The 26,970-nt window shown below is 71.9% G+C and carries 26 protein-coding genes; 6 read left to right on the plus strand and 20 right to left on the minus strand.

What is annotated here, in order from left to right; genetic code table 11:
* Window positions 1–147 precede the first annotated feature (147 nt).
* Window positions 148–1,869: a 2-isopropylmalate synthase gene (gene leuA, locus ACP7TJ_RS10325; RefSeq protein ID WP_167743165.1), complete on the minus strand. Its 1,722-nt coding sequence runs from the start codon at window positions 1,867–1,869 to the stop codon at window positions 148–150.
* 328 nt (window positions 1,870–2,197) lie between these two features.
* Between leuA and ACP7TJ_RS10330 the strand changes: the two genes are divergently transcribed.
* The 3 genes from ACP7TJ_RS10330 to ACP7TJ_RS10340 are packed head-to-tail and all read left to right on the plus strand — an operon-like array spanning window position 2,198 to window position 4,942.
* Window positions 2,198–3,271 (plus strand): M4 family metallopeptidase, encoded by a 1,074-nt coding sequence (locus ACP7TJ_RS10330; RefSeq protein ID WP_167743167.1) that lies wholly within the window; start codon window positions 2,198–2,200, stop codon window positions 3,269–3,271.
* Window positions 3,272–3,291: 20 nt separating this feature from the next.
* Window positions 3,292–3,558: a protealysin inhibitor emfourin gene (locus tag ACP7TJ_RS10335; protein ID WP_093764802.1), complete on the plus strand. Its 267-nt coding sequence runs from the start codon at window positions 3,292–3,294 to the stop codon at window positions 3,556–3,558.
* 58 nt (window positions 3,559–3,616) lie between these two features.
* The gene (locus ACP7TJ_RS10340; RefSeq protein WP_367495046.1) at window positions 3,617–4,942 is read left to right on the plus strand and encodes a GH1 family beta-glucosidase; all 1,326 of its coding nucleotides are present in this window, start codon (window positions 3,617–3,619) and stop codon (window positions 4,940–4,942) included.
* Here ACP7TJ_RS10340 and era read toward each other — a convergent pair.
* Window positions 4,939–5,892, minus strand: coding sequence for a GTPase Era (era, locus tag ACP7TJ_RS10345; RefSeq protein ID WP_093764855.1), 954 nt, complete (start codon window positions 5,890–5,892; stop codon window positions 4,939–4,941). The genes ACP7TJ_RS10340 and era overlap by 4 nt on opposite strands.
* 123 nt (window positions 5,893–6,015) lie before the next feature.
* Here era and ACP7TJ_RS10350 point away from each other — a divergent pair, with 123 nt between their 5' ends.
* The gene (locus ACP7TJ_RS10350; RefSeq protein ID WP_189911163.1) at window positions 6,016–6,330 is read left to right on the plus strand and encodes a hypothetical protein; all 315 of its coding nucleotides are present in this window, start codon (window positions 6,016–6,018) and stop codon (window positions 6,328–6,330) included.
* Window positions 6,331–6,401: 71 nt separating this feature from the next.
* Here ACP7TJ_RS10350 and ACP7TJ_RS10355 read toward each other — a convergent pair whose 3' ends face one another.
* The 4 genes from ACP7TJ_RS10355 to ACP7TJ_RS10370 form a co-directional block, all read right to left on the minus strand.
* On the minus strand, window positions 6,402–6,881 hold the full coding sequence (locus ACP7TJ_RS10355; RefSeq protein ID WP_189911162.1) for a hypothetical protein: 480 nt from the start codon (window positions 6,879–6,881) through the stop codon (window positions 6,402–6,404).
* A 147-nt stretch (window positions 6,882–7,028) separates the two neighbouring features.
* Entirely contained in the window at window positions 7,029–7,382 is a 354-nt protein-coding gene (locus ACP7TJ_RS10360) for a hypothetical protein (RefSeq protein WP_093764805.1), read from the minus strand.
* Between the two features lie 55 nt (window positions 7,383–7,437).
* Window positions 7,438–7,764, minus strand: a complete 327-nt coding sequence (locus tag ACP7TJ_RS10365) for a DUF397 domain-containing protein (RefSeq protein ID WP_313896679.1) — start codon at window positions 7,762–7,764, stop codon at window positions 7,438–7,440.
* A 46-nt stretch (window positions 7,765–7,810) separates the two neighbouring features.
* Window positions 7,811–8,707, minus strand: a complete 897-nt coding sequence (locus ACP7TJ_RS10370; RefSeq protein ID WP_093764807.1) for a helix-turn-helix domain-containing protein — start codon at window positions 8,705–8,707, stop codon at window positions 7,811–7,813.
* Between the two features lie 432 nt (window positions 8,708–9,139).
* Between ACP7TJ_RS10370 and ACP7TJ_RS10375 the strand changes: the two genes are divergently transcribed.
* Window positions 9,140–9,289, plus strand: a complete 150-nt coding sequence (locus ACP7TJ_RS10375) for a hypothetical protein (RefSeq protein ID WP_158686762.1) — start codon at window positions 9,140–9,142, stop codon at window positions 9,287–9,289.
* Window positions 9,290–9,495: 206 nt separating this feature from the next.
* Here ACP7TJ_RS10375 and ACP7TJ_RS10380 read toward each other — a convergent pair whose 3' ends face one another.
* From ACP7TJ_RS10380 to ACP7TJ_RS10405, 6 genes are all read right to left on the minus strand, one after another.
* Window positions 9,496–9,867, minus strand: a complete 372-nt coding sequence (locus ACP7TJ_RS10380) for an MmcQ/YjbR family DNA-binding protein (RefSeq protein ID WP_367487238.1) — start codon at window positions 9,865–9,867, stop codon at window positions 9,496–9,498.
* A complete protein-coding gene (locus ACP7TJ_RS10385) occupies window positions 9,864–11,174 on the minus strand; it encodes a hemolysin family protein (protein ID WP_093764809.1) in 1,311 nt (436 codons plus the stop codon). The genes ACP7TJ_RS10380 and ACP7TJ_RS10385 overlap by 4 nt, the downstream gene beginning before the upstream one ends.
* Window positions 11,171–11,668: an rRNA maturation RNase YbeY gene (gene ybeY / locus ACP7TJ_RS10390; protein WP_024888363.1), complete on the minus strand. Its 498-nt coding sequence runs from the start codon at window positions 11,666–11,668 to the stop codon at window positions 11,171–11,173. The genes ACP7TJ_RS10385 and ybeY overlap by 4 nt, the downstream gene beginning before the upstream one ends.
* A gap of 12 nt (window positions 11,669–11,680) precedes the next feature.
* The gene (locus ACP7TJ_RS10395) at window positions 11,681–12,751 is read right to left on the minus strand and encodes a PhoH family protein (protein ID WP_093764810.1); all 1,071 of its coding nucleotides are present in this window, start codon (window positions 12,749–12,751) and stop codon (window positions 11,681–11,683) included.
* Window positions 12,752–12,932: 181 nt separating this feature from the next.
* Window positions 12,933–14,078, minus strand: coding sequence for a carbohydrate kinase family protein (locus tag ACP7TJ_RS10400; protein WP_427762895.1), 1,146 nt, complete (start codon window positions 14,076–14,078; stop codon window positions 12,933–12,935).
* 119 nt (window positions 14,079–14,197) lie between these two features.
* Window positions 14,198–15,559, minus strand: coding sequence for a glucarate dehydratase family protein (locus ACP7TJ_RS10405; protein WP_427762897.1), 1,362 nt, complete (start codon window positions 15,557–15,559; stop codon window positions 14,198–14,200).
* A gap of 272 nt (window positions 15,560–15,831) precedes the next feature.
* Between ACP7TJ_RS10405 and ACP7TJ_RS10410 the strand changes: the two genes are divergently transcribed.
* Window positions 15,832–17,178 (plus strand): MFS transporter, encoded by a 1,347-nt coding sequence (locus ACP7TJ_RS10410; protein WP_093764813.1) that lies wholly within the window; start codon window positions 15,832–15,834, stop codon window positions 17,176–17,178.
* A 405-nt stretch (window positions 17,179–17,583) separates the two neighbouring features.
* On the opposite strand, the gene ACP7TJ_RS10415 is transcribed toward ACP7TJ_RS10410, so the two are convergent.
* From ACP7TJ_RS10415 to hrcA, 8 genes are all read right to left on the minus strand, one after another.
* Window positions 17,584–18,492: a ribonuclease Z gene (locus ACP7TJ_RS10415; RefSeq protein ID WP_391109746.1), complete on the minus strand. Its 909-nt coding sequence runs from the start codon at window positions 18,490–18,492 to the stop codon at window positions 17,584–17,586.
* Between the two features lie 6 nt (window positions 18,493–18,498).
* Complete coding sequence (locus ACP7TJ_RS10420) at window positions 18,499–18,852, minus strand: histidine triad nucleotide-binding protein (protein WP_093764815.1); 354 nt, start codon at window positions 18,850–18,852, stop codon at window positions 18,499–18,501.
* 93 nt (window positions 18,853–18,945) lie between these two features.
* Window positions 18,946–22,089, minus strand: a complete 3,144-nt coding sequence (locus tag ACP7TJ_RS10425) for a S41 family peptidase (protein ID WP_401626079.1) — start codon at window positions 22,087–22,089, stop codon at window positions 18,946–18,948.
* Window positions 22,090–22,197: 108 nt separating this feature from the next.
* Window positions 22,198–22,731 (minus strand): hypothetical protein, encoded by a 534-nt coding sequence (locus tag ACP7TJ_RS10430; protein WP_189911222.1) that lies wholly within the window; start codon window positions 22,729–22,731, stop codon window positions 22,198–22,200.
* Between the two features lie 122 nt (window positions 22,732–22,853).
* Window positions 22,854–23,594 (minus strand): 16S rRNA (uracil(1498)-N(3))-methyltransferase, encoded by a 741-nt coding sequence (locus ACP7TJ_RS10435; protein ID WP_427762900.1) that lies wholly within the window; start codon window positions 23,592–23,594, stop codon window positions 22,854–22,856.
* A complete protein-coding gene (locus ACP7TJ_RS10440) occupies window positions 23,591–24,664 on the minus strand; it encodes a nitronate monooxygenase (RefSeq protein WP_189911155.1) in 1,074 nt (357 codons plus the stop codon). The genes ACP7TJ_RS10435 and ACP7TJ_RS10440 overlap by 4 nt, the downstream gene beginning before the upstream one ends.
* A gap of 112 nt (window positions 24,665–24,776) precedes the next feature.
* On the minus strand, window positions 24,777–25,916 hold the full coding sequence (gene dnaJ, locus ACP7TJ_RS10445; RefSeq protein WP_093764819.1) for a molecular chaperone DnaJ: 1,140 nt from the start codon (window positions 25,914–25,916) through the stop codon (window positions 24,777–24,779).
* Window positions 25,917–26,933 (minus strand): heat-inducible transcriptional repressor HrcA, encoded by a 1,017-nt coding sequence (hrcA, locus tag ACP7TJ_RS10450; RefSeq protein ID WP_093764820.1) that lies wholly within the window; start codon window positions 26,931–26,933, stop codon window positions 25,917–25,919. It abuts the gene before it with no gap.
* Window positions 26,934–26,970 lie beyond the last annotated feature (37 nt).

Here is a 26,970-nt window from a genome sequence, read left to right on the forward strand (position 1 = left end):
CGTGATGTTAGCCACATCCGGGAGGCGGAGTCAGTACCCGGGACGAGACCTTTCCGTGACCATCACAGTGATTGGCCGGTAACCGACGCCGGGGCCCCGCCCGCCGGTGACGGCGGACGGGGCCCCGGGTTCACCCCGACCGGCTGATCAGCGCGCCGCGCGGTTGACGGCGGAGACGACCGCCTTCAGCGAGGCGCGGGTGGTGTTCGCGTCGATCCCGATGCCCCACAGCACCTTGTCGCCGATGGCGCACTCGATATACGAGGCGGCCTGCGCGGAGGCGCCCTCGCTCATGGTGTGCTCCTGGTAGTCCAGCAGGCGTACGTCGATGCCGATGCCCTGGAGGGCGTCGAAGAAGGCCGAGATCGGACCGTTGCCGGTGCCGACCAGGGTGGTCTCCTGGCCGTCGACCGTGGCCTGGACGGTGAGGGTGTCCACACCGTCGTGGTCGGTGGTGCTCTGGCCGCCGGCGACCTGGATGCGGCCCCACGGGTTGTGCGGGTTGGGCAGGTACTCGTCCTGGAAGACCGCCCAGATGTCGGCCGGGGTGATCTCGCCGCCCTCGGCGTCCGTCTTGGCCTGGATGATCTTCGAGAACTCGATCTGCATCCGGCGCGGCAGCTCCAGCTTGTGGTCGTTCTTCAGGACGTACGCCACACCGCCCTTGCCGGACTGCGAGTTGACCCGGATGACCGCCTCGTAGGAGCGGCCGACGTCCTTGGGGTCGATCGGCAGGTACGGCACGGCCCACTCGAGGTCGTCGACGGTGACGCCCTTGGCCTTGGCCTCGGCCTCCATGGCGTCGAAGCCCTTCTTGATGGCGTCCTGGTGGGAGCCGGAGAAGGACGTGTAGACCAGGTCGCCCACGTACGGGTGGCGCGGGTGGACCTCCATCTGGTTGCAGTACTCCCACGTACGACGGATCTCGTCGATGTCGGAGAAGTCGATCTGCGGGTCGACGCCCTGCGAGAACAGGTTCATGCCCAGGGTGACCAGGTCGACGTTGCCGGTGCGCTCGCCCTGCCCGAACAGGCAGCCCTCGACGCGGTCGGCGCCGGCCATCAGCGCCAGCTCGGCGGCGGCGACGGCGGTGCCGCGGTCGTTGTGCGGGTGGACGGACAGGCAGACGTACTCGCGCCGGGAGAGGTTGCGGTGCATCCACTCGAAGCGGTCGGCGTGCGTGGACGGCGTCGAACGCTCCACGGTGGCGGGCAGGTTGAGGATGATCTCGCGGCCGGGACCGGGCTGGTAGACGTCCATCACCGCCTCGCAGACCTCCAGCGCGAAGTCCAGTTCGGTGTCGGTGAAGATCTCCGGGCTGTACTGGTAGCCGAATTCGGTCTCGGGGCCCAGCAGCTTCTCCGCGTACTCCATCACCAGGCGGGTGCCGTCGACGGCGATCTGCTTGATGTCGTCCTTGGAGCCGCGGAAGACCACGCGGCGGAAGACGGGCGCGGTGGCGTTGTACAGGTGGACGGTGGCCCGCTTGGCGCCCTTCAGGGACTCCACCGTGCGCTCGATCAGGTCCTCGCGGGCCTGGGTCAGCACGGAGATGGTGACGTCGTCGGGGATGGCGTCCGGGTCCTCGACGATGGAGCGGACGAAGTCGTAGTCGGTCTGGCCGGAGGCGGGGAAGCCGACCTCGATCTCCTTGTAGCCCATCCGTACCAGCAGGTCGAACATGGCGCGCTTGCGCGCGGGCGACATGGGGTCGATCAGGGCCTGGTTGCCGTCACGCAGGTCGGTGGAGAGCCAGCGGGGCGCGGTGGTGATCCGCTTCTCGGGCCAGGTGCGGTCGGGGATGCCGACCTGCTCGTACCGGCCGTACTTGTGGATCGGCATGGGGCTGGGCTGCTGGCGGTTCGCCATGATGCGGGGGCTCCTCGATGGTCCGCGGAATGTCCTGGGGACGGCCGACGGCGCAGCGCCAAACTCCGCGGGGAGGGGGTCGGCCTCTAACGCAGACCCTCACCGCGGCAGCTAAGGAGAAGCAGCCCGAAGTGCATGATGCTCCGCAGCTTATCCGAGTCGCCCACCGTGCGGGGTTGCGTATCAGTATGCGGGACCGGCGGGACGAAGGGGACAAAGAGTGCTGTATACCACTTCCCCAGCGGGCGGCGGGCCGTTGTCGCGTGGAAATTCATCCGTCATGGTCGCGGGTAGTGACAGCACTGTCACTCAGTGCGATGGTTCCGGCATGACGACGAACGGGGGCCACGGGCCCGTCTTCTGCACCATCGTCCCGCCGCACGTCCTCGACCGGCTCTCCCAGGCCGAGGACCCCTTGGTCCACGGCCCCGCGCGCCGCACCCTGCGCCGCGACGCCTACGAGCGCACCCAGCGCCGGCTGACCACGGTGGTCGGCGCGCCCGCCGTCACCACGCGCGCGGCGGCGGCCGAGCCCGGCAAGCCGCAGCGCACCGTGTACGACGCGGGTCACGGCACCGACCTGCCCGGCGAGAAGGCGCGCGGCGAGGGCGAGGAGCCCGGCCAGGACGCCACCGTCAACCGCGCCTACGCCGGTCTCGGCGCCACCTTCGACCTGTTCCTGAAGGAGTTCGGCCGGAACTCCATCGACGGCGGCGGGCTGCCGCTGGACGCCACCGTGCACTACGACCGCGACTACAACAACGCGTTCTGGAACGGCGAGCAGATGGTGTTCGGCGACGGGGACGGGGAGATCTTCCTCGACTTCACCCTCGCCGTCGACGTCATCGGTCACGAACTCGCCCACGGCGTCACGCAGTACACCGCGAACCTCGACTACTTCGGTCAGTCGGGCGCGCTCAACGAGTCGGTGTCGGACGTCTTCGGCGCGCTCATCAAGCAGTACACGCTGGGCCAGACCGCCGAGGAGGCCGACTGGCTGATCGGCGCGGGACTGCTCGCCCCGCGCGTCACCGGCAAGGCGCTGCGCTCGATGAAGGAGCCGGGCACGGCGTACGACGACGACGTGCTCGGCAAGGACCCGCAGCCGGCGACGATGGACGACTACGTCCGCACCGGCCGGGACAACGGCGGCGTGCACATCAACTCCGGCATCCCCAACCACGCGTTCTACCTGGCGGCCACCACCCTCGGCGGGCACGCCTGGGAGCGCGCCGGACTGATCTGGTACGACGTGCTGACCGGCGGGGAGCTGGACCAGAACGCGCAGTTCACCGACTTCGCGACGCTCACCGTGCAGGCGGCGCGCGCCCGGTACGGGGAGGGCGCGGAGCTGGTGGCCGTGACCAAGGCGTGGGAGCGGGTGGGGGTGCGCACGCTGTAGTTCCGTACTAGACACGGACCATGCGTATTCAGGTGCGGCGCACGGGCGGCTTCGCGGGGATCGAGCGGCAGGCCGAGGTGGACACCTCGGGGCGGTCCGACGCGGCGGAATGGCACGCCCTGGCCGAGCGGGCCCTGGCGGCCGGGCGGGCCGCTCCGCCGGCCGGGGTCCCGGACGGTTTCAGCTACACGATCACGGTGGACGGCAGGACGGTGTACTGCGCGGACCCGGGGCTCACGGCGGAACAGCGGACGCTGATCCGCCGGGTGCTGAAGGAGGGCGCGTAACAAGCCTGTCGTGCCAGGGCGTTGACGTGGCTCGGGCCCGCTGCGGATGATCCGGGCCATGGCGACGACGAACCCGATCCCCCGTTTCCCGGCCGGCTTCCTGTGGGGTGTGTCGACCTCGGCGCACCAGATCGAGGGGGCCGTAGACGCGCGCGAGCCGTCGGTGTGGGACGTCTTCACGGCCGAGCCGGGAAGGGTGCGGGACGGCTCGACGGCGGCGGTGGCCTGCGACCACGTCCACCGCCATCGCGAGGACGTGGCGCTGCTCGCGGACCTGGGCGTGGACGCGTACCGCTTCTCGGTGTCCTGGCCCCGGGTGCGGGCGGAGGGCGGTCTGGACTTCTACGACCGGCTGGTCGACGACCTGCTGGCGGCGGGGGTACGGCCGGTGCCGACGCTGTTCCACTGGGACCTGCCGGCGGACCTGGACTGGCTGGAGCGGGACACGGCGGAGCGGTTCGCGGAGCATGTGGCGGGGGTCGTCGCGCGGCTGGGCGACCGGGTGACGAAGTGGATCACTCTCAACGAGCCCGCCGAGCACACCCTGCTGGGCCATGCGCTGGGCGTGCACGCGCCGGGCCGGACGCTGCTGTTCGACGCGCTGCCGGTGGCGCACCACCAGCTGCTGGCGCACGGCCTGGCGGTACGGGCGCTGCGCGCGGCCGGGGCCTTCGACATCGGCATCGCGAACTCCCACGGCCCGACCTGGCCGGCCTCGGACGACGAGGCGGACGTGGCGGCCGCGGACTTCTACGACACGCTGCTGAACCGGCTGTTCGCCGACCCGCTGCTGCTCGGCCGCTACCCGGAGGGCATCGGTGAGCTGATGCCGGGCGACGTCGAGGCGGATCTGAAGACCATCGCGGAGCCGATCGACTGGTACGGGATCAACTACTACGCGCCGACGCGGGTGGGTGCGCCGCAGGGCGCGGAGATCGAGTTCGGCGGCGTCCGCATGCCGGCCGAACTGCCCTTCTCCGTACGGGAGATCGAGGGCTACCCGGTGACGGACTTCGGCTGGCCGGTGGTGCCGGAGGCGCTCACGGAACTCCTCGCCCTCTTCCATGGGCGCTACGGCGACCGGCTCCCCCCGGTGGTCATCACGGAGAACGGCTGCGCGTACGAGGGCTTGGACGACGCCGACCGCATCACCTACCTGGACGGCCATGTCCGCGCCCTGCACCGGGCGGTGGAGGCGGGGGTGGACGTCCGCGGCTACTTCGTGTGGTCGCTGCTGGACAACTTCGAGTGGGCGGAGGGGTACGGCCGCCGCTTCGGCCTGGTCCACGTGGACTTCGGCACACAGCGGCGGACGCCGAAGGCGTCGTACGGCTGGTACCGCGCGCTACTGCAGGAGCAGCACGGGTGCCGGCGGGGCGCTTAGAAGCCGAGCCGCCGCAACTGCTTCGGATCCCGCTGCCAGTCCTTGGCGACCTTGACGTGGAGGTCCAGGAAGACGGGCGTTCCGAGGAGCGCCTCGATCTGCTTGCGGGACTTGATGCCGACGTCCTTCAGGCGCTTGCCCTTGGGGCCGATGACGATGCCCTTCTGGCTGGAGCGCTCGATGTAGAGGTTGGCGTGGATGTCGAGCAGCGGCTTGTCGGCGGGGCGGTCCTCGCGCGGCAGCATCTCCTCGACGACCACGGCGATGGAGTGCGGCAGCTCGTCGCGCACGCCCTCCAGGGCGGCCTCGCGGATCAGCTCGGCGACCATGACCTGCTCGGGCTCGTCGGTGAGGTCGCCCTCGGGGTAGAGGGCGGGGCCCTCCGGCATGAGCGGGATCAGCAGGTCGGCGAGCAGGTCGACCTGCTGGCCGGCGGTGGCCGACACCGGGACGATCTCCTGCCAGGCGATGCCCAGCTCCTTGCCGAGCTGGTCGACGGCGATCAGCTGCTCGGCGAGCGCCTTGCTGTCCACCAGGTCGGTCTTGGTGACGACGGCGATCTTGGGGGTCTTCTTGATCCCGGCCAGTTCCTTGGCGATGAAGCGGTCGCCGGGGCCGATCTTCTGGTCGGCGGGCAGGCAGAACCCGATCACGTCGACCTCGGCCCAGGTGGTCCGCACGACGTCGTTGAGCCGCTCCCCCAGCAGGGTGCGGGGCTTGTGCAGCCCCGGGGTGTCCACCAGCACGAGCTGCGCGTCCGGCCGGTGCACGATGCCGCGCACGGTGTGCCGGGTGGTCTGCGGCCGGTTCGAGGTGATCGCCACCTTCTGCCCGACCAGAGCGTTCGTGAGGGTGGACTTGCCCGCGTTGGGCCGGCCCACGAAGCAGGCGAAACCGGCCCGGTGAACGGCGTCGGCCGGCTGCTCGGATGACTGGGTACGAACACTCATGCCGCCCATTCTCCCTGATCGCCGAGGCGGCTCCGACCAAGGCGTGCCCCGGTCCCGGCACGGGCCGGTCACTATCCTTCGCACGGGTACCGGCGGGGTGCCCGCCGGGCGAGGAGAAGGACCGTGACCACGAACGATCCCGTCAGCAGGCTGGTCCAGGCGTGGGCGGCGTTCGACGAGTCCCTGAGAAGCGGCAGCGGCTTCGACGAGCCGGCGTACGACGCCCTGACAGCCGCCTTGCGCGGATGCGCGACCGCGTGGGCGCGACTGGACGCGGTACCGCGCCTGGGAGCGAACGTTCTCGTGGACGTCTTCCCCGCGACCGAGGCGAACGCGGCTCTCTACGGAGGTGAGGCCGCGGATCGGATCGTGCGGGCCGCCTACGAGCTGCACGCCCTGGCCGGGCGATGCGTGGAGTTGCCCGAAGGGCAAGGTTGAGTGTCGGGGGCTGTCAACGGCCCGGGCCGGTCACCCGTGCGGTGACCGGCCCCGGCCGTTCGGCGGGTGGATCAGTCGAACACGAACGGCCCCGGTGCCTGCGGAGCCGTCGCTGTGCAGGTGATCGTGATGAAGCCGAAGGCGGTCACCTTGAGGGTGCCGCCGAAGGCTTCCAGGGTGTCGCCGGAGGCGACCGTGCCGGAGAGGGGGCCCACCTCGAGGGCGTCGCCCGTGGACATCGCCGGGTTCTTCGTGCCCTTGAAGACGACGGTGCCGCCGCCCTCCTTCACCATCGTCAACTGCGAGACCAGGGAGTCCTGGCCGATGGAGACCGGGGCGGTGACCGAGGAGGTCCTGAGCGTGATCGTCGCGGACGTGCCGCTCTGCGTGGCCGTGAGGGTGGCGTCACCGCCGCCGTAGCTGCCGCAGTCGGCGTTGACGGTCGCCGTGCCGGGGGCCACGGCCGCGGCGGTGGGGGCGAACGCCAGGCCGCAGACGGCCAGTGCGCCCGCGGCCAGGGACAGACCTGTTCCGAATCGCTTGCCTCTCATTGGATTCCGGCTCCCTTTCGGTGTGGGGGGCAGATGGGGGTCCGGACCCGCTGCGTGTCCATTGATGCGCGGGAGGCACCGCGCGACAAGGTGGAAATCTGGCCTAATTACCGGCGGTAACACCGCGCGGCACGTGGGCTTGTGCGGTCAGCCCGCCGTGACCGTCTCCCGGACCGTGCCGTCGGGGCCGGCCACCAGCACCGGCGTCTCCGCCCCGCCCAGGTCCCGTACGGCCGCGCGGTCCTCGTCGGAGGCCGACTCCGCTTCGGTCACCACCGCCGCCGCCTCCAGCGAGGTCGCACCGGACGCCACCGCCATCGCCACCGCCGTGCGCAGCGCGCTGAGCTTCAGCGAGTCCAGGGCGACGGTGCCGGCGACGTACGTACGGCCGGTCTCGTCGCGTACGGCCGCGCCCTCGGGCACGCCGTTGCGGGCCCGGACGGAGCGGGCCAGGGTGACGATCTTGCGGTCCTCGGGGTCGAGGGCGGTGGTGTCGGTCATGATCCGAGCATAAGGAACGACCCGGGGATCATTCCGCGACGGGGGCGGCCACCGCTCACGAATCCGCGCAGGGCGCGGACGACGGACCGTCGAGGGCGCGGAGGAAGGAGGCCCAGGCGGCCGGAGTGAGAGCGACGATGTCTCCTCCTCGACGTTTGGAGTCGCGGACGCGGACCTCGACGCCGGTGCAAGCGACCTCGACGCAGTCGTCGACAGCCTTGGACGCACGGCTCTTACGCCATGCCCATGACTCAATCACCCTCAACCTCCACCCCGGTTGTGGACTGCCGAGCCGGGGTGAGCCCCCGTGCAGCCGCCGTGGGTCACACGGCGGGCCCCCATGGTAGGTGCAGCCCCCATGCACACGGGCATGACAATTCACGCCAACTTGCCTGTAGGCACGGCAGGTCGGCGACGGCTCCGACCGGTCAGTCGGAGTCCTGCTGCAGCAGCGCCTCCAGTTCGTCTCCCCCTTCCGCGATGCGCTCCGCGAGTCGTCGCAACACCACCTCGACCCCGTCCTTCAGCGCAACATCCTCCAGCTCCCAGAACCGCTCCAGGTAGCGACGTGTCTCCTCTGCGGAGGTCGACGCGGTGGTCACGCCTCGCGAGTCCTCGACGAAGAGGGCGTCCTCCATCCCCTCCGCCTCGAACTCGAACAGCGTGAACGGTCCCTCGATGCCCGGGTGGGAGCCGATGCTGAACGGCAGAATCTGCAGCGAGACGTGCGGACGCTCGGACAGCTCGGCCAGGTGCTCCAGCTGCGCTCGCATGACACCCCGTCCCCCCGTCACGCGACGCAGCACGGACTCGTCCAGGACGAAGGAGAACTGGTGCCCCTCCTGTTCCAGCACCTCCTGACGGGCCAGGCGTGATTCGACGATGCGGTCGGCGCGGTCCTCGGTCATGTTCTTGCCGAACGCACTCATCACGGCCCGCATGTACTCCTCGGTCTGCAGCAGACCCGGAAGGACCAGCGACCCGAACTGGCGATGGACCGATGCCGCCGACTCCAGCGCGAGGCGCTGCATGAAGTCCTTGCTGTACAGGTCGCGGTACTCGGTGAACGGCATGCGCCGACTGCCGCGGGCCATGTCCAGCAGCTCGTCCAGCTTGCGCCGGTCCGTGATCCCGTAGGCGGCGGCGAGGGGGCGCAGGTCGTTGACCGAGATGCCGACCTCCCCCGCTTCGATCCGGATGAGCTTGGAGGGGCTCCACTCCATCCGGTCGGCGACCTCGCGTTGCGTCAGGCCGGCGGCCACCCTGGCCTTGCGGAGCTCGGTACGCAGCCGCAGGCGCAGCAATGCCGCACTCTTCACGGGCATGATTGCAGCACCCCCCATCGAATCCGGCATGGTGCAACATAGCAGATACGCATATGGCTCATCGAGACCTTTCGAGAGGGACGCAGCGGGCCAAGATCTGTGAGTAGCCCCAGGTAGAGACCTATCACAGCGCGCGCACCTGCGCATATGTGCTGCTTGCTCACAGCCAGCCATCAACTTGCCACATAGCAGATTGGATGCGCCGCATCGCTGACTGCCAACAAGCTCTATCCCGAACCGCATCAGTCAGGTTACGCTCTCCAGCGTAACTCTCCATACACGGTCCACTACAGCAGAGGGGGCGAGCAGCCATCAGAAGCGTCGCCGAGCACAGTGAGCGCAGGTCAAGGCCGTCGATCCCACTCCCCACACCGCCCGTTCGTGGCTCGCCGGGACTCGGCGGCGGACGGCGGGGAGAGGAGCGGATCATCGATGTCGGACCGACAGGAACAGGAAGGAGAGCGCCGCCCCGAGCCGACCAAGCGCACATGGGGAGAGCGGGTGGACCTGGCCCTCCCGCTGATCAACCTCCTCATCGCGATCCACAAGATCGTCGACGAGTGGGTCATGCCCCTCGTGTGACAGCAGTCAGCCCCGACCTGAGAGGCCGGGGCCGAAAACGGCGGACGCCCTGAGAAAAGGACGCTTCCCGCTCCGATTGTCCCTGGCAGGCGTTCCGGAGCGGCGGCGTCCCAGCGCACCGTGAGTACATTCTGCCCCCTCGCCATGACATTGGCGAGGGGACAGTCACGACCGGTCGGCGTGCGCCGGGAGCGCGCGAGCACGCCTCACGGACGGTCGAGCCGCAGCCGGTCCGCTCGCGGAAGGCCGGCGACGACCAGGTCGTAGGAGTCCTCCACCAGTTCCCTCACCAGGCGGTCCGGGAGGGAGCCGGCGGGTCCGCCGGACACCGTCACCGTGTTCCAGTGGCGTTTGTTCATGTGCCAGCCGGGGACGATCAGGTCCGGGTGCTCGGCGCGGAGGCGGAGCGCGTCCTGCGGGTCGCACTTGAGGTTGACCTTGAGTGGGCGCGCGTCCAGGTCCGTCAGGGCGAACATCTTCCCCAGCACCTTGAAGACCGAGGTCTCCGGGTTGAAGGGGAACTCCTCCACCGCCGCGTTGAAGGACAGGCAGAGGGCGCGAAGCCGCTCAGGGGTCACTCCTCCGCCGCCTCCTCGCCGGACGGCGGCTCCGCCGGGCCCACCGGCTCCACCAGCACCGTCACGATCTTGTTCCGGCGGCCTGCCGCGGCCTCCGCCGTCAGCCGGAGCTCGCGTCCGTCCGGCAGTTCCACCAGGGCAGAGGCGCCCGCGATCGGTACCCGGCCCAGCTGCTTGGCGAGCAGCCCGCCGACGGTCTCCACGTCCTCGTCGTCGAACTCCTCCAGCCCGTACAGCTCTCCCAGGTCCGTGATGTCCAGGCGCGCGGTGACCCGGTGGCGGCCCTCGCCGAGGTCCTCCACCGGGGGGAGCTCGCGGTCGTACTCGTCGGTGATCTCGCCGACGATCTCCTCGAGGATGTCCTCGATGGTGACGATGCCCGCGGTGCCGCCGTACTCGTCGACCGCGACGGCGACGTGGTTGCGCTCCTTCTGCATCTCGCGCAGCAGGTCGCCGGCGTTCTTGGTGTCGGGCACGAAGAACACGGGCCGCATCGCCGTGGACACCAGGTCGCTCTCCGCGTCCCGGCTGATGTGCGTCTTGCGGGCCAGGTCCTTCAGATAGACGATCCCGACGATGTCGTCCTCGCTCTCGCCGGTCACCGGGATACGGGAGAACCCGGAGCGCAGGGCGAGGGTGAGGGCCTGCCGGATGGTCTTGTACCGCTCGATGACCACCAGGTCGGTGCGCGGCACCATGACCTCGCGCACCAGCGTGTCGCCCAGCTCGAAGACCGAGTGCACCATGCGGCGCTCCTCGTCCTCGATCAGCGACTCGGCCTCCGCGAGGTCCACCAGCGCGCGCAGCTCCGCCTCGGAGGCGAACGGGCCGTGCCGGAAGCCCTTGCCGGGCGTGAGGGCGTTGCCGATGAGGATCAGCAGCGAGGGGATCGGGCCCATGATCCGCGCCAGCGGCACCAGGACGTACGCGGCGATCGTGGCCGTGTTCAGCGGGTGCTGCCGGCCGATGGTGCGCGGGGAGACGCCGACGGCGACGTACGACACCAGGACCATGATGGCGATGGCGATCAGCAGCGCCTCGGCCGTGCCGTCGAACTCGCGCAGGCTGCCGTAGGTGATCAGCGAGGCGGCGGACATCTCGCAGATGATGCGGACCAGCAGCGCCACGTTGAGGTAGCGGGTGGGGTCGGCGGCGATCCGGGCGAGCTTGGCGCTGCCCCGGCGGCCCGACCGTACGGCCTCCTCGGCGCGGAAGCTGGAGACGCGCGCGATGCCGGCCTCGGCGCAGGCGGCGAGCCAGGCGACGACGACGAGCGCGAGCGCCCCCAGGACGAGGGCGGCGCTCATGACACGGTGGGGGCCGGGGACGGGCCGGTGAGGCCCTTCTCCGCGCGCCAGCCGTCCACGATGGCCGCCTGAAGGCCGAACATCTCGGCCTTCTCGTCCGGCTCCTCGTGGTCGTAGCCGAGCAGGTGCAGCACACCGTGGACGGTGAGCAGCTGGAGCTCCTCGTCCATGGTGTGCCGCGTCGGTGCTTCCTCGCCCTGCTTGGCGGCGACCTCGGGGCAGAGCACGATGTCGCCGAGCAGCCCCTGCGGGGGCTCGTCGTCGTCCTTGGACGGCGGCCGCAGTTCGTCCATGGGGAAGGACATGACGTCCGTGGGCCCGGGCAGGTCCATCCACTGGATGTGCAGCTGCTCCATGGCGCCCGCGTCCACCACGATCACCGAGAGCTCGGAGAGCGGGTGGATGCGCATCCGGGCCAGTGCGTAGCGGGCGATGTCGAGGATCGCCTGCTCGTCGACCTCGGTGCCGGACTCGTTGTTGACGTCGATCGACATCTGGTGCTCGGTCTACTTCCCCTTGTGCCCGGACCGGCCGCGGCCGCCCTTGTGGGTGCCGTTCTCGGTGCCGTGCTGGCTGTCGTACTTCTCGTACGCGTCGACGATACGGCCCACCAGCTTGTGCCGGACGACGTCGTGGGAGGACAGCCGGGAGAAGTGGACGTCGTCCAGGCCCTCCAGGATGTCCTGGACCTGGCGCAGGCCGGACTTGGTGCCGTCGGGCAGGTCCACCTGCGTCACGTCACCCGTGATCACGATCTTCGAGTCGAAGCCGAGGCGGGTGAGGAACATCTTCATCTGCTCGGGGCTCGTGTTCTGGGCCTCGTCCAGGATGATGAAGGCGTCGTTGAGCGTGCGGCCGCGCATGTACGCCAGCGGCGCGACCTCGATGGTGCCCGCGGCCATCAGCCGGGGGATCGAGTCGGGGTCGAGCATGTCGTGCAGCGCGTCGTACAGCGGGCGCAGGTACGGGTCGATCTTCTCGTAGAGCGTGCCCGGCAGGAAGCCCAGCCGCTCGCCCGCCTCGACCGCGGGCCGGGTCAGGATGATGCGGTTGACCTGCTTGGACTGCAGGGCCTGCACCGCCTTGGCCATGGCCAGGTAGGTCTTGCCGGTACCGGCCGGGCCGATGCCGAAGACGATGGTGTGCTTGTCGATCGCGTCCACGTAGCGCTTCTGGTTGAGCGTCTTGGGACGGATCGTGCGGCCGCGGGAGGACAGGATGTTCTGGGTGAGCACCTCGGCCGGGGTCTCCTGGCCGTCGCTCTCCCCGCTGTCGCTCGCCTTGAGCATGGCGATCGAGCGTTCCACTGCGTCCTCCGTCATCGGCTGCCCGGTGCGGAGCACCAGCATCATCTCGTCGAACACGCGCGAAATCAGGGCCACGTCCGTGGCGGCGCCGACCGCGCTGATCTCATTGCCCCGGACGTGGATGTCGGCCCCCGGGAAGGCCTTCTCGATCACACGCAGGAGGGAGTCACCGGACCCCAGCACGGTCACCATGGGGTGCTGGGCGGGGACGGTGAACTGCACTCTCGCCTGCCCCTGCGCGGGGGTGTGAGCTGTGGGTGTCTGAGTCATGGGCCGGCTCTGAGGCCTGCGGTTCCTCCTCGTCACGGCCGCGCAGCTGAGGGCGGCCTCGCGACTCCCAGGGTACGACGGCGGGGTGACAAGCCCGTAGGCCTTTTATCCGACCGGGCGGTCGCCCCGTTCGCTTCCCTTCCCCTCGTGCGCCGTCGCACGCCTCCCCGCCCGCGCCTGCTCACGCCGAGTTGCGGAACCCGATCGTGGGGACGGCCCGCCGCAGCGGCCAGGGCCGTACCGCCTCCCCCGGGACCAGCCCGGCCAGGAAGCCGTACCGGCGCAGCGCGGTGGGCTCCTGGCCCTCGACCGACTGCACCCGCCGCCACCAGGCGGCGATCTCCGCCCAGCCCGGCGCGGACAGCGAGCCGCCGAACTCCTGCACGGACAGCGCCGCCGTGAGGCCCGCGAAGGCGAGCCGGTCGGCCAGCGGCCAGCCCGCGAGGGAGCCGGTGACGAAGCCGGCGACGAACACGTCCCCCGCTCCGGTCGGGTCCAGCGCCTCCACCTCGATCGCCGGGACCGACGCGGTCTCCCCCGTCCGCCGGTCCACCGCGTACGCGCCCTCCGCGCCGAGCGTGACCACCACGACCGGGACGTGCTCGGCGAGCGCGTGGGCGGCGGCGCGCGGGGTGTCCGTGCCGGTGTAGCGCATGGCCTCCGCCGCGTTCGGCAGGAACGCCTCGCAGTGCCGCAGGTCGTGCAGGGCCGCCAGGTCCCACGCCCCGGTGTCGTCCCAGCCGACGTCGCCGAAGATCCGGGTGCCCTTGCGGGCGGCCTGGGCGATCCAGGGGGCGCTGCGGCCGGGGGTGAGGGAGGCGACGGCGGCACGGGCGCGGGGCGGGCAGTCGGGCGCGGGCTCCTCGGGGGGCGGCTCGTGGCCGTGGGAGACCATCGTGCGCTCGCCCTCGTAGGCCATGGAGACGGTGACCGGGGAGTGCCAGCCGGGGACCGTGCGGGACAGGGAGAGGTCGATGCCCTCGCCCTGCTCCAGCGCATCCCAGCAGTACTCGCCGTAGTGGTCGTCGCCGAAGGCCGCCGCGAGGGAGGTGCGCAGGCCGAGCCGGGCCAGGGCGGTGGCCATGTTGGCCACGCCGCCCGGGCTCGACCCCATGCCGCGCGCCCAGGTCTCGGTGCCGCGCACGGGGGCGCAGTCGAGCCCGGTGAAGACGATGTCGAGGAAGACGGTGCCGGTCAGGTAGACGTCCCAGGCCGGTTCGTCCGGGCCGCGCAGGGCGGCCAGCGGGTCGATCTGGGCCGGGCAGGGCGGTCCCGCGACGGGTTCCTTCCCGGCTCTCGTGCCGTTCCTCTTCCCGGTGGACGCCATGACGGTGCTCCCTGACGCGGTGCGGTTTCAGCCAGTGTGCACCACACCGGTGACAGGGGGACGGGCGTCACGCCGGGCGGTCTGCGGGGGCGGTTACGGGCGGGGCGAGGGCGGGGCGCTCACCAGCGGGGCACGGCGGGCTGCGTCCAGGACGGGTCGGCGATCCGCATGGCGGCCGCGTCGTCGCGGTCGCGCAGCGCGCCGTCGTCGTCCAGCCACCGCCGGTGCAGGAAGGCCAGCCGGTCCCGGTCGAGTTCGACGCCGAGGCCGGGCGCGTCCGGGACCCGTACGGTGCCGCCCTCGAAGGCGAGCCGCTCGGTGAGGACGTCCTCGGACTGCCAGGGGTAGTGGGAGTCGCAGGCGTGGTGCAGGTTGGGCACGGTGGACGCGACGTGCGTCATCGCGGCGAGGCTGATGCCGAGGTGGGTGTTGGAGTGCATGGAGACGCCCACGCCGAAGGTGCGGCAGATCGCCGCGAGGTGCTGGGTGTTGCGCAGTCCGCCCCAGTAGTGGTGGTCGGAGAGCACCACCTGCACGGCGTCCCGGGTGAACGCCTCCTTGATCTCGGCGAACGTCGTCACGCACATGTTGGTGGCGAGCGGCACCTCGGTGCGGGCGGCCACCTCCGCCATGGCCGGCGTGCCGAGCGTGGGGTCCTCCAGGTACTCCAGGACGTCCCCGAGCTCCTTCGCGACCTTCAGCGACGTCTCCACGGACCAGGCGCCGTTGGGGTCGAGGCGCAGCGGGTGGCCGGGGAAGGCGGCGGCGAGCGCGCGGACGGCGGCGATCTCCTCCTCCGGCGGGAAGACGCCGCCCTTGAGCTTGAACGACGTGAAGCCGTACCGCTCCGTGAAGCGGCGGGCCTGCTCGACTACGCCCGCCGGGTCGACGGCCGCGCCCCAGTCGTCCTTCTCCGCCGTCACGCCCTCGGGGTGCTCGGCCCACCGGTAGAACAGGTAGGCGCTGTACTCGACGGCGTCGCGCACCTTGCCGCCGAGCAGGGCGTGCACGGGCAGGCCGAGGCTCTTGCCGAGGGCGTCGAGGCAGGCCACCTCCAGGGCGGAGAGCACCGACAGCCGCAGCTTGTCGGCGGTCTGCACGCCGCGCAGGCCGCCGACGTCGACCTGGCCCGAGACGCGGGCGGCGTCGACGGCGACCTGGTCGGCCTCGGCGAACAGCCGGTTCAGGTCGTCGACACGGTGTCCGAGGAGCCGGTCGGCGAGCGGGCGGGCCAGCTCCAGGTACTTGGTGTCGCCGTACGTCTCGCCCAGCCCGGTGATCCCGCCGGCGGTCACCACCTCCACGATCAGCCGGGGGGTGTACGGCTGGTGCACGCCCTGGGTGTTGAGCAGGGGCGGGTCGGCGACCAGGACCGGGGTGAGGCGGACCTCGGTGACGGTCAGGTCGCGGGAGGCGGATGCGGATGCGGTCACGGGGCGGCTCCTACGGTCGGTGGGTTCATCTCTCCATATGGACGGCATCCACGTATGAGAACGAAGGCTAGAGGGGTGAACCGAGGGCGTCAATGGCACGGCCGCCGCCCTCTCACTGCATGCCTCTGAGGCAAAAAGCGCGCTGCTACCCAAGCCTTGAAACCCCCAAACGCGAGAGTGATTCAGATCACACCATGCTCACTCCCGTTGCGCCCTCCCCGCTTGATACAAATTGCCCGCGCGTTCTCGTCCGTCGACGGTCGTCGCCCCCCACAACCTCCTTTTTCGCACCGTCCCTTTCGCACGCCCTGGGAACGCCCGTGTACGCCCCTCGCACCACCCCCTGGCCCCTCGTCGCCCTTTTCACGGCCGGGTACCTCGCCCCGTATCTGCTGCCGACCACCGTCGGCCGGCTGGAACGCGGCCTGGATCTGACGGCCACCCAGGCGGGGGCCGTCGGCAGTCTGCTGCTGCTCAGCTCGGCCACGGCCGGGTTCCTGCTGGCCTCCCGCGTGGAGCGGACCGGGGCGCGGACCCTGGCCCGGCTGGGTCTCGTCCTCGCCGCCGTCGGCTACGGCGGCGCCGCCCTCACCACCACCGTCCCCGCCGTCGTCGCCGGCGCCGTCGTCGGCGGCTTCGGGTCCGGCACGGCCACCACGGTCGCCGCGACCCGCATCGCCGCGGAGAAGGACCCGCACCGGGCCTCCACCCTGGGCCTGCTGAGCGTGTCCGCGCTGGCCGGCGCGGTCTATCTGACGGTGCCCCATCTGCCCGGGCACGGGCTCACCCTCGCCGCCATCGCCCTCACCGCGCTCGCGGTGTGGCCGCTGACGTCGCGGCTGCCCGGGGGCACGTCGGGGCAGCCGGTGACGGCGCAGGCGGCGGACGCCGACGGTTCCGGCACCGGCCGTCTGCCGCACCGGCGTTCGGGCATGGTGCTGGCCGGGGCGATGCTGCTGTGGTCGCTCGCGCAGAACGCGCTGTGGGGAGTCAGCGGGCGGATCGGCGTCGATCAGGCGCAGCTGTCCGAGCCGACCGTGGGCGTGGTCTTCGCGGTCGCGCTGGGCGCGGGGCTGCTGGGCGTGCTGTGCGCGGGCGCGCTCGGCTCGCGGCTGGGGCGGGCGCTGCCCATCGGCGGCGGGACGGTTCTCATCGCGTGCTGCATCGCGCTGAGCGCCTCCGCGACCGGGCTGGGGAGTTTCGCCTCGGGTGAGATCGCCTGGAACACGTTCTACCCGGTGGTGCTGTCGTATCTGATCGGGCTGGCCGCGTCGCTGGACGCGCGGGGCCGGTGGGCCGTGCTGGTGGGGTCGGCGTCGTCGCTCGGGACCGCGGCGGGGCCGCTGACCGGGAGCGTGCTGTCGGCACAGGCGGGTTTTCCGGTGATGGGCGCCGTGCTGGCGGTGGGGCTGCTGCTGGTCGCGGTGCCGATGACCGGGGTCGCGCTGCATGCGGGCGGGCGGGCGTTGCTGCCGGGTGCCGTGCGGCGGCGTGGCGGGCATCCGGCCGCGCTGGTCGCCGCGACCACGGGGACGCCGTCCGGCGCCGTGCCGGAGGTCGGCGCTCCCGAGCAGCCGGTGGTGGAGATCGCCCTCGACGGGGCGGCCGTGCCTGCGCGGGGCGCGTACGACACAGCGGCGGCCACCAGGGTGCCGGGCGGGATGTGAGCCGCGGTCGCCTCGAAAGGTGCCGCTGCGCCCACCCGTGCCGCCCTGCGGCACGACTGCCCGCAGCTAAGGCGCCCTGAAGGGGCGCGGGGAACTGCGCGACCAGCCACGCACCACCCGCACCCGGCGTTGCGCCGCTGTCCGCCGCAGCGGAGGCGCCCTGAAGGGGCGCGGGGAACTGCGCGACCAGCCACGCACCACCCGCACCCGACGTTGCGCCGCTGTCCGCCGCAGCGGAAGCGCCCTGAAGGGGCGCGGGGAACTGCGCGACCAGCCACGCACCACCCGCACCCGACGTTGCGCCGCTGTCCGCCGCAGCGAAGGCGCCCTGAAGGGGCGCGGGGAACTGCGCGACCAGCCATGCACCACCCGCACCCGGCGTTGCAGAGGTGCCGCTGTCCGCCGCTAGGTGCGGCGTTTGGGGAGCGGGACTCGGTCCAGGTCTCTCGCCACCGTCAGGTCGCCCTCGTAGCCCGCTGCCCGCGCCTGGTGTCCGAAGGCGTCCGGGTCCGTGTAGCGCTGGCTGAAGTGGGTCAGGACCAGGTGGCGTACGCCCGCTTCGCGGGCGACCCTCGCCGCCTGGCCCGCGGTCAGGTGGCCGAACTCGACCGCCAGTTCCTCGTCCTCGTCGAGGAACGTGGACTCGATCACCAGCATGTCGCAGCCCTCGGCCAGCGCGTACACGCCGTCGCACAGCCGGGTGTCCATGACGAACGCGAACCGCTGTCCGCGCCGGACCTCGCTGACCTCCTCCAGCGTCACCCCGCCCAGGGAGCCCTCGCGCTGGAGGCGGCCGACGTCCGGCCCCTCGATGCCGTGCGCGGCGAGCCGGTCGGGCAGCATGCGGCGGCCGTCGGGCTCGACGAGCCGGTAGCCGTACGCCTCGACGGGGTGGGAGAGCCGGCGCGCCTCCAGCGTGTAGCCGGAGGTGCGCACGAGCGGGCCGTCGGTGTCGACGGGGACCTCGAGAAGGGCGACGGTCTCGCGGTAGGCGGTCGCGTACCGGAGCCGGTCGAAGAACCGCTGCCCGGAGCGCGGGTAGTGCGCGCTGACCGGGTGCGGCACCTTGTCGAGGTTGATGCGCTGGATCACCCCGGCAAGGCCGAGCGAGTGGTCGCCGTGGAAGTGGGTGACGCAGATCCGGTTGACGTCGTGCGCGGCGACCCCGGCGCGCAGCATCTGCCGCTGGGTGCCCTCGCCGGGGTCGAACAGGAAGCCCTCTCCGTCCCAGCGCAGCAGATAGCCGTTGTGGTTGCGGTGCCGGGTCGGGACCTGGCTGGCGGTGCCGAGCACCACCAGTTCACGGACGGACAACGCGGCCTATCCGGGGGGCCACTCGAGACCGCGGCCGCCCAGGATGTGGGCGTGCGCGTGCCACACGGTCTGGCCGGCGCCGCTGCCCGTGTTGAACACGATGCGGTAGCTCTCCAGCTGCTCCTGGTCCGCGACGGCCTGCGTCTCGCGCAGCACGTCCGCGGCGAGCTCGGGCGCCGCGGCGGCGAGCGCCGCTGCGTCCTTGTGGTGCGCCTTCGGGATGATCAGGACGTGCGTGGGTGCCTGGGGGTTTATGTCACGGAACGCGACGGTCGTGTCCGTCTCCCGCACGATCGTCGCCGGGATGGTGCCCGCGACGATCTTGCAGAACAGACAGTCGTCCTGAGGTTCCCCTGCCATACGCCCTCCTCGACCCGACGATCACTACAGGGGCATGCTACCGACCCGCCCCCGGGCCGTCGTGCCGCACGGGTGCGGTCACGACGGCTCCGGTCACGACAGCTCCGGCGCCACCTTGGCGGGCGTCTCCTCCAGCGCCTCCAGCGCCAGCCGCACCGCCTCGTCGAGCTGGACGTCCCGTCCGGCGGCGTGGTCCTGCGGACGCTGGACGACCTCGACGTCCGGGTCGACGCCGTGGTTCTCGACGTCCCAGCCGTAGCCCTCCAGCCAGAAGGCGTACTTGGGCTGGGTGACCAGCGTGCCGTCGACGAGCCGGTAGCGGCTGTCGATGCCGATGACGCCGCCCCAGGTGCGGGTGCCGACGACGGGGCCGATGCCGAGCGCCTTGATCGCCGCGTTGACGATGTCGCCGTCGGAGCCGGAGAACTCGTTGGCGACGGCGACGACGGGCCCCCGGGGCGCGTCGCGCGGGTAGCTCTCGGCGCGCATCCCGCGCGGCAGGTCCCAGCCGACGATGCGCCGGGCCAGCTTCTCCACCACGAGCTGCGAGGTGTGGCCGCCGCGGTTCTCCCGCACGTCCACGACCAGTCCCTCGCGCAGCACCTCCACCCGCAGGTCGCGGTGGATCTGCGCCCAGCCGGGCGCCTGCATGTCGGGGACGTGGATGTAGCCGAGCCGGCCGCCGGACTTCTCCAGCACGTACGCCCGCCGGTCGGCGACCCAGGCGTGGTAGCGCAGCGGCTCCTCGTCGGCGAGCGGGACGACCACGGCGTGCCGCGGCTCGCCGCCGCCGGCCGGTGACACGGTCAGCTCGACGGGCTTGCCCGCCGTCCCCACCAGCAGCGGCGCGGGGCCGGTGACCGGGTCGACGGGCTGTCCGGCGACGGCGACGATCGCGTCGCCGGGCCGGATCGCGACGCCGGGCGCGGCGAGCGGGGAGCGGGCCTCCGGGTCGGAGGTCTCGGCGGGCAGGATGCGGTCCACCCGCCAGCTGCCGTCCTCGTGCCGGGAGATGTCCGCGCCGAGGAGTCCCTGCCGGGCGCCGCCGCCGAAGCCGCCGCGTGGGGTGACGTAGGCGTGCGAGGTGCCGAGTTCGCCGTGCACCTCCCACAGCAGGTCCACCAGGTCGTCGTGGGTGGCCAGCCGGTCCAGCACGGGCCGGTAGCGGTCCAGGATCCCGTCCCAGTCGACGCCGCTCATGTCGGGACGCCAGAAGTTGTCCCGCATGATGCGGCCGTTCTCGTCGAACATCTGCCGCCACTCGGCGGCCGGGTCGACGAACTGCCGCACCCGCGCGAGGTCGACGGTGATGTTGCTGTCGCTGTCGTCGTCGGAGGAGGCGCGCCGGTCGCTGGGCACGACCTTGAGCCGCCCGTCGGTCCACAGCAGCACCCGCTTGCCGTCGCCGCTGACCTCGAAGTGGTCGGCGTCCACGGCGAGGTGCTCGATCCGCTGCTGGGCGAGGTCGTAGCGCTCCAGGTCGGTCTTGGGGTCCGGGTCGTCGGGTGTGGCCCGGGAGGCGCCGAGCACGCCGCGCACCGGGTGGCGCAGCCACAGCACGCCGTCCTTGGCGGCGCGCAGGTTGCTGTAGCGGGCGGCCTCGACCGGGAACGGCACGATGCGGTCGGCGAGCCCGTCGAGGTCGATGCGGGTGGTGGGGGTGCCCTCGCTGTCGGGGGTCTCGTCCCGGTCGGGGGTCTCGAAGGGCCGGCCGTGCCGCTGCGGCCCGAACGGCGACGGGGTGGCCGCCGCGAGCGTGATCAGGTACGGCCGTACGCCCTCGACGAAGGCCAGGTCGAAGACGTGCTCGTCGTAGACCGGGTCGAAGGAGCGGGTGGACAGGAACGCGAGGTGTTTGCCGTCGAGGGTGAAGGCGGGCGCGTAGTCCTGGAAGCGCAGCGGGGTCGCCTCGGTGACCGACAGGTCGGTGGTGTGGGCGAGCTTGATCTGGCTGAGCGGGCGCGGGCCCGGGTGGGACCAGGCCAGCCAGGCGGAGTCGGGCGAGAAGACCAGCCCGGAGACGTCGCCGTCCTCGCTGCGGTCGACCTCGCGGACCTCGCCGGTCTCCCGCTCGACGAGCAGGACGCGGCCGTCGTGCGAGGCGATCGCGGCGCGGCTGCCGTCGGGCGCCATCGCCAGCTCCACGACCCGGCCGAGCTGCCCGGCGGCCAGACGGCGCGGGGTGGCGCCGGGGGCCGGTCCGGTGGCGGGGGCGAACTCCAGGGCGTCGTCGCCCTCGGCGTCCGTCACCCACACCACCCATTCCTCGCCGTCCGCGCGGAAGGTGCGCGGGCGCCGGGCGCGGACGCCCGGGGTGGCGGCGAGCGCGCGGGCGGGGCCGGAGCGGTGGGTGACCCAGTGGACGGTGCCGCGCACGCAGACGGCGCTGCCGCGCGCGGTGTGGTCGGGGGACGCGGAGCCGAACCAGCGGGCCGCGTTCACCGGGAACGGCTGGAGGTCGACGCGCTGCCCGCCGAGCCGGACGCCGAGGCGGCGCGGCTCGGCCCCGTCGAGGTCGTCGAGGATCCACAGCTCGCCCGCGCTGGAGTGGACGACCCGGGTGCCGTCGGTGGCCGCGTGACGGGCGTAGTAGCCGTCCAACGGGGTGTGGCGGCGCAGGTCGGAGCCGTCGGCGAGGGAGGAGTACAGCGCGCCCGTGCCCTCGTGGTCGGAGAGGAACGCGATCCTCTCCCCCACCCACAGGGGGTACTCGATGTTCCCGTCGAGGTCCTCGTGCAGCCGGACGAACTCGCCGTCGCCCTCGCGGTCGATCCACAGCTTGCCCGCGGTGCCGCCCCGGTACCGCTTCCAAGCGGCGGCCTCGCGGCCCATCGTCGCGGACAGCAGCACCGTGTGCGGGCCCGCGGCGACGTCGCCGACCGGCCCGTACGGCAGCGTCTCGGCGGGGCCGCCGTCGAGCGGCACGGCGCGCGCCCAGGTGCGGCGCAGACTGGCCTGGCCGTACGTGCTCAGCGCGAGGACCCGGCCGTCCGCGGTCCAGCCGCGGACCTGGGTCCTCGTGCTGCCCCAGTGGGTGAGCCGCCGGGCGGGGCCGCCGTCGACCGGGGCGACGTGCACCTCGGGTGCGCCGTCACGGGTGGAGGTCCACGCGACGGTGGTGCCGTCCGGGGAGATCCGTGGATGGTTCACCGGCACGTTGTCCGCGCTGACCCGCCAGGCGCGGCCGCCGTCGAGCGGGGCGAGCCACACGTCGTCCTCGGCGGTGAAGGCGACCAACTCGCCGTGCAGGTGCGGGAAACGGAGGTATGCGCTGGATGCGACCGATGCAGGCTGTGTCACCCGATCACCCTATGGGGGCGCGTGCGGTCCGGCCAGAGGTTCCGATCACTTGCCCTCGACGGGGCGACAGGACGGGTACTGGTCGCACCACACGGTCGTGGTGACGGTCACGGTGACGGTGGGCCGCGGGCCGCGCTGCGTGGGATCGCCCACGCGGGGCGGGCTCTTGGAGTCGCAGTCGCCGAGTCCCTCGACGTGGAACACCTGCCGGCCGTCCACCTTCGCGGTGATGTCCCCGCGCACGCAGGCGTTGTTGACGGCGTGGGTGATCCGGCCGGTGACGGTGATCTCCTTGCCGCCCTCGGTCTCGCCCTCGCAGTCGACCGATGCGGCGGTCTCCCTCGAGGCCGGTGACGCGGACTTGTCCCGGTCGCCGAAAGAAGCGTTGCAGGTGAGCCAGCGGACCTTGTCCTTCTGGCGGTTGAGCTCCTTGGTCACGGTCCCGTCGGTGGTGATCGCCACGGCCGCGGAGCTGAGGCTGCCGCCCTCGCAGGCCGTGACACCCGTGACGGCGGCCACGGCGAACCCGGCGGCAAGTGCGAGCCGCCGTCCTCGTGTTCCCCGCGGGAACCTTGTCATCGCCCCCATGCACGGAAGCGTGCCATTGCCGCTCGCGCGGCGGTAGGGCGCATTGGGCCACCGTGCGCCTTCCAGCCCCTCCGGCGTGTGAGGAGCGGGGTTCGGGGCGGAGCCCCGTGGCCTCAGGACCAGCGTCCGGTACGGCCGAGCAGCAGCGCCGCGGCAGCGGTTCCCGCCGTGGACGTACGAAGCACGCTCTTCCCCAGGCGGTACGCCCGCGCCCCGGCACTCTCGAACAGCGCCAACTCCTCGGGGGATACCCCGCCTTCAGGTCCGACGACCAGCACGATGTCACCGGAGGCGGGCAACGGGACCGTCGCCAGCGGTTCCGTCCCGCTCTCGTGCAGCACCGCCGCGAAGTCCGCTTCGGCGAGAAGTGACGCAACCCCCTTGCTCGTCGCCGCGTCCGCCACCTCCGGGAACCGCACCCGGCGCGACTGCTTGCCCGCCTCCCGGGCGGTGGCCCGCCACTTGGCGAGGGACTTGGCGCCCCGCTCGCCCTTCCACTGCGTGATGCAGCGCGAGGCGGACCACGGCACGATGGCGTCGACGCCGACCTCGGTCATGGTCTCCACGGCCAGCTCGCCCCGGTCGCCCTTGGGCAGCGCCTGCACGACGGTCAGCCGGGGCGTCTCCACGGGCTCCTCGACGACCTCGCCGAGCCGGACGACCAGCCGGTCCTTGCCCTCGGTGCCGTCCACCTCTCCGGCGGCCCAGCGGCCCGCGCCGTCGGTGAGGACGATCTCCTCGCCGGTCCGCAGCCGTTTCACGGCGACGGCGTGCCGGCCCTCGGGTCCTTCGAGGACGTAGCGGCCGGTGCCGTGGGTGTCGAAGTCGTCGACGACGAAGACAGGGGCGGTCATCGGGCGCCTCCCGCCGACAACGCTGTCCGGGCGGCGGCCAGTTCGGCGACCAGGACCTCCACCAGCTGTCCTGCGGGCAGTTCGCGGGCCATCCGGTGGCCCTGCCCGGCCCACAGCGCGAGCCCTTGCGCGTCCCCGGCCTGGGCGGCGGCCTTGCGCAGCGGCGCCGTCAGATGGTGGACCTCCGGGTAGGCGGCGGGGGCGTACGGGCCGTGCTCGCGCAGGAAGCGGTTGACCAGGGCGCGCGCCGGGCGGCCGGTGAAGGCGCGGGTCAGCTCGGTGCGGGCGTAGAGGGGGTTGGTGAGGGCCTGCTTGTGCAGGGCGTGCGCGCCGGACTCATGGGCGGCGACGAAGGCGGTGCCGAGCTGGGCCGCGCTCGCGCCGGCGGCGCACACGGCGGCGATCTGGCCGCCGCGCATGATGCCGCCGGCGGCGACGACGGGGATGCCGACGGACTCGCGGACCTGGGCGACCAGGGACAGCAGTCCGATGCCGCTGCCGTCCGTCTCCGGGCGGTCGCGGTGGGTGCCCTGGTGGCCTCCGGCCTCGACGCCCTGGGCGATCACCACGTCGGCGCCGGCCCGTTCCACGGCGCGGGCCTCCTCGGCGGTCGTGGCGGTGACGAAGGTGAGGGTGCCGACGCGGTGCAGCGAGTCGATCACCTCGCGGGCCGGCACGCCGAAGTGGAACGACACGACCGGCACGGGGTTGTCGAGCAGCACGGCGAGCTTGGCGTCGTAGCCGTCGTCGCGGCCGCTCTCGGGGTCGCCCAGCTCGGTCTCGTACCAGGAGGCCTCGCCGGCCAGCTGGTGGGCGTAGACGTCGACGGCGGCCGGGTCGGCCGTCTCCGGCTGGGGCAGGAAGAGGTTGACGCCGAAGGGGCGGGAGGTGAGTCCCCGCAGCTGCTTGATCTCCTGGTACATCCCGTCCGCGGTCTTGTACCCGGCGGCCAGGAAACCGAGCCCGCCCGCGTCGGACACGGCGGCGGCGAGCTGCGGCACCGATACGCCGCCCGCCATGGGCGCCTGCACGATCGGGTGCGGGAAGAGATCGGTCAGTACGGAGGACATGACCGCATGTTGTCACGTCCCCCGACCAACTCCGAATTGACCCTTCCCCTTGGCATAAGCCACTTTTCACCGGGCCGCCGACCACGCCGGCGGCCCTCCGCGAAGAGCGGGGTCAACGCCCGTTGAAGGCGTCCTTCAACCGCGAGAACAGCCCTTGCTGACCGGGCTGGAACTGCCCCGTGGGCCGTTCCTCGCCGCGCAGCTTGGCCAGCTCGCGGAGCAGGCGCTCCTGCTCCGGGTCCAGCTTGGTCGGGGTCTGCACCTCGACGTGGACGATGAGGTCGCCCCGGCCGCCGCCGCGCAGGTGGGTGACGCCCCGGCCGTGCAGCGGGATCGACTGGCCGGACTGGGTGCCGGGCCGGATGTCGACCTCCTCCAGGCCGTCCAGCGTCTCCAGCGGCACCTTGGTGCCGAGCGACGCCGCGGTCATCGGCAGCGTGACCGTGCAGTGCAGGTCGTCGCCGCGCCGCTGGAACTGCGCGTGCGGCAGCTCGTGGATCTCCACGTACAGGTCGCCGGCGGGACCGCCGCCGGGACCGACCTCGCCCTCGCCCGCGAGCTGGATCCGCGTGCCGTTGTCGACACCGGCCGGGATCTTGACCGTGAGCGTGCGGCGGGAGCGGACCCGGCCGTCGCCCGCGCACTCCGGGCAGGGCGTGGGCACGACCGTGCCGAAGCCCTGGCACTGCGGGCAGGGGCGCGAGGTCATGACCTGGCCCAGGAAGGACCGGGTGACCTGCGAGACCTCACCGCGGCCGCGGCACATGTCGCAGGTCTGCGCGCTGGTGCCGGGCGCGGCGCCCTCGCCGCTGCACGTGGTGCAGACGACCGCCGTGTCGACCTGGATGTCCTTGGTCGTGCCGAAGGCGGCCTCGTCCAGCTCCACCTCGATCCGGATCATGGCGTCCTGGCCGCGGCGGGTGCGCGAGCGCGGTCCGCGCTGCGACGCCGTGCCGAAGAACGCGTCCATGATGTCGGAGAAGTTGCCGAAGCCCCCGGCCCCGAAGCCGCCCGCGCCGCCGGCGCCGCCGGACTGCGAGAGCGGGTCCCCGCCGAGGTCGTAGACCTGCTTCTTCTGCGGGTCCGACAGCACCTCGTAGGCGGCGTTGATCTCCTTGAACCGCTCCTGGGTCTTCGGATCCGGGTTGACGTCCGGATGCAGCTCGCGGGCGAGCCGCCGGAAGGCCTTCTTGATCTCTTCCTGCGACGCGTCGCGGCGTACGCCGAGTACGGCGTAGTAGTCCGTGGCCACCTATGACTCCGCCAGGATCTGTCCGACGTACCGTGCCACTGCGCGTACCGCTCCCATCGTTCCGGGGTAGTCCATGCGGGTCGGTCCGACCACGCCGAGCTTGGCGACAGCCTCGCCGCCCGAACCGTAGCCGACCGACACGACGGACGTGGAGTTGAGTCCTTCGTGGGCGTTCTCGTGACCGATCCGCACGGTCACACCCGGATCCTTCGCCTCGCCGAGCAGCTTGAGGAGCACGACCTGCTCCTCGAGCGCCTCCAGGACGGGCCGGATCGTGAGGGGGAAGTCGTGGCCGAAGCGGGTGAGGTTGGCGGTACCGCCGATCATCAGCCGCTCCTCGTTCTCCTCGACGAGCGTCTCCAGGAGAGTGGAGAGCACCGTGGAGACCGTACCGCGGTCCTCGGCCTCGAACGCCTCCGGGAGGTCCTCCACCAGACTCGGCACATCGGCGAACCGGCGGCCCGCGACCCGGCTGTTGAGCCGCGCCCGCAGATCGGCCAGGGACGCCTCGCCGAACGGCGCCGGGCAGTCGACCATGCGCTGCTCGACCCGGCCGGTGTCGGTGATCAGCACCAGCATCAGCCGCGCCGGGGCGAGGGAGAGCAGCTCCACGTGCCGCACCGTCGAACGGGTCAGCGAGGGGTACTGCACCACGGCGACCTGCCGGGTGAGCTGGGCGAGCAGCCGCACCGTGCGGGCCACGACGTCGTCGAGGTCGACGGCGCCCTCGAGGAAGTTCTGGATGGCCCGCCGCTCGGGCGGGCTCATCGGCTTGACGCCGGCCAGCTTGTCGACGAACAGCCGGTAGCCCTTGTCGGTGGGGATGCGCCCCGCGCTGGTGTGCGGCTGGGCGATGAAGCCCTCCTCCTCCAGGGCCGCCATGTCGTTGCGCACGGTGGCCGGGGAGACGCCGAGGTTGTGCCGTTCGGTGAGCGCCTTCGACCCGACGGGCTCCTCGGTGCCCACGTAGTCCTGGACGATCGCGCGCAACACCTGGAGCCTGCGTTCACTGAGCATCGCGCACACCTCCAGCTGGCTTCCGCCCGGTAACGAC

The sequence above is a fragment of the Streptomyces sp. DSM 41931 genome, assembly GCF_050271085.1.
Lineage (GTDB): Bacteria > Actinomycetota > Actinomycetes > Streptomycetales > Streptomycetaceae > Streptomyces > Streptomyces albogriseolus.

What these genes read in the sequence shown, in the direction of transcription:
- leuA (WP_167743165.1), bottom strand. Translation starts at nt 1,869, where the DNA reads ATGGCGAACCGCCAGCAGCCCAGCCCCATGCCGATCCACAAGTACGGC.
- ACP7TJ_RS10330 (WP_167743167.1), top strand. Translation starts at nt 2,198, where the DNA reads ATGACGACGAACGGGGGCCACGGGCCCGTCTTCTGCACCATCGTCCCG.
- ACP7TJ_RS10335 (WP_093764802.1), top strand. Translation starts at nt 3,292, where the DNA reads ATGCGTATTCAGGTGCGGCGCACGGGCGGCTTCGCGGGGATCGAGCGG.
- ACP7TJ_RS10340 (WP_367495046.1), top strand. Translation starts at nt 3,617, where the DNA reads ATGGCGACGACGAACCCGATCCCCCGTTTCCCGGCCGGCTTCCTGTGG.
- era (WP_093764855.1), bottom strand. Translation starts at nt 5,892, where the DNA reads ATGAGTGTTCGTACCCAGTCATCCGAGCAGCCGGCCGACGCCGTTCAC.
- ACP7TJ_RS10355 (WP_189911162.1), bottom strand. Translation starts at nt 6,881, where the DNA reads ATGAGAGGCAAGCGATTCGGAACAGGTCTGTCCCTGGCCGCGGGCGCA.
- ACP7TJ_RS10360 (WP_093764805.1), bottom strand. Translation starts at nt 7,382, where the DNA reads ATGACCGACACCACCGCCCTCGACCCCGAGGACCGCAAGATCGTCACC.
- ACP7TJ_RS10370 (WP_093764807.1), bottom strand. Translation starts at nt 8,707, where the DNA reads ATGCCCGTGAAGAGTGCGGCATTGCTGCGCCTGCGGCTGCGTACCGAG.
- ACP7TJ_RS10375 (WP_158686762.1), top strand. Translation starts at nt 9,140, where the DNA reads ATGTCGGACCGACAGGAACAGGAAGGAGAGCGCCGCCCCGAGCCGACC.
- ACP7TJ_RS10385 (WP_093764809.1), bottom strand. Translation starts at nt 11,174, where the DNA reads ATGAGCGCCGCCCTCGTCCTGGGGGCGCTCGCGCTCGTCGTCGTCGCC.
- ybeY (WP_024888363.1), bottom strand. Translation starts at nt 11,668, where the DNA reads ATGTCGATCGACGTCAACAACGAGTCCGGCACCGAGGTCGACGAGCAG.
- ACP7TJ_RS10395 (WP_093764810.1), bottom strand. Translation starts at nt 12,751, where the DNA reads ATGACTCAGACACCCACAGCTCACACCCCCGCGCAGGGGCAGGCGAGA.
- ACP7TJ_RS10400 (WP_427762895.1), bottom strand. Translation starts at nt 14,078, where the DNA reads ATGGCGTCCACCGGGAAGAGGAACGGCACGAGAGCCGGGAAGGAACCC.
- ACP7TJ_RS10405 (WP_427762897.1), bottom strand. Translation starts at nt 15,559, where the DNA reads ATGCCGTCCATATGGAGAGATGAACCCACCGACCGTAGGAGCCGCCCC.
- ACP7TJ_RS10420 (WP_093764815.1), bottom strand. Translation starts at nt 18,852, where the DNA reads ATGGCAGGGGAACCTCAGGACGACTGTCTGTTCTGCAAGATCGTCGCG.
- ACP7TJ_RS10430 (WP_189911222.1), bottom strand. Translation starts at nt 22,731, where the DNA reads ATGACAAGGTTCCCGCGGGGAACACGAGGACGGCGGCTCGCACTTGCC.
- ACP7TJ_RS10435 (WP_427762900.1), bottom strand. Translation starts at nt 23,594, where the DNA reads ATGACCGCCCCTGTCTTCGTCGTCGACGACTTCGACACCCACGGCACC.
- ACP7TJ_RS10440 (WP_189911155.1), bottom strand. Translation starts at nt 24,664, where the DNA reads ATGTCCTCCGTACTGACCGATCTCTTCCCGCACCCGATCGTGCAGGCG.
- hrcA (WP_093764820.1), bottom strand. Translation starts at nt 26,933, where the DNA reads ATGCTCAGTGAACGCAGGCTCCAGGTGTTGCGCGCGATCGTCCAGGAC.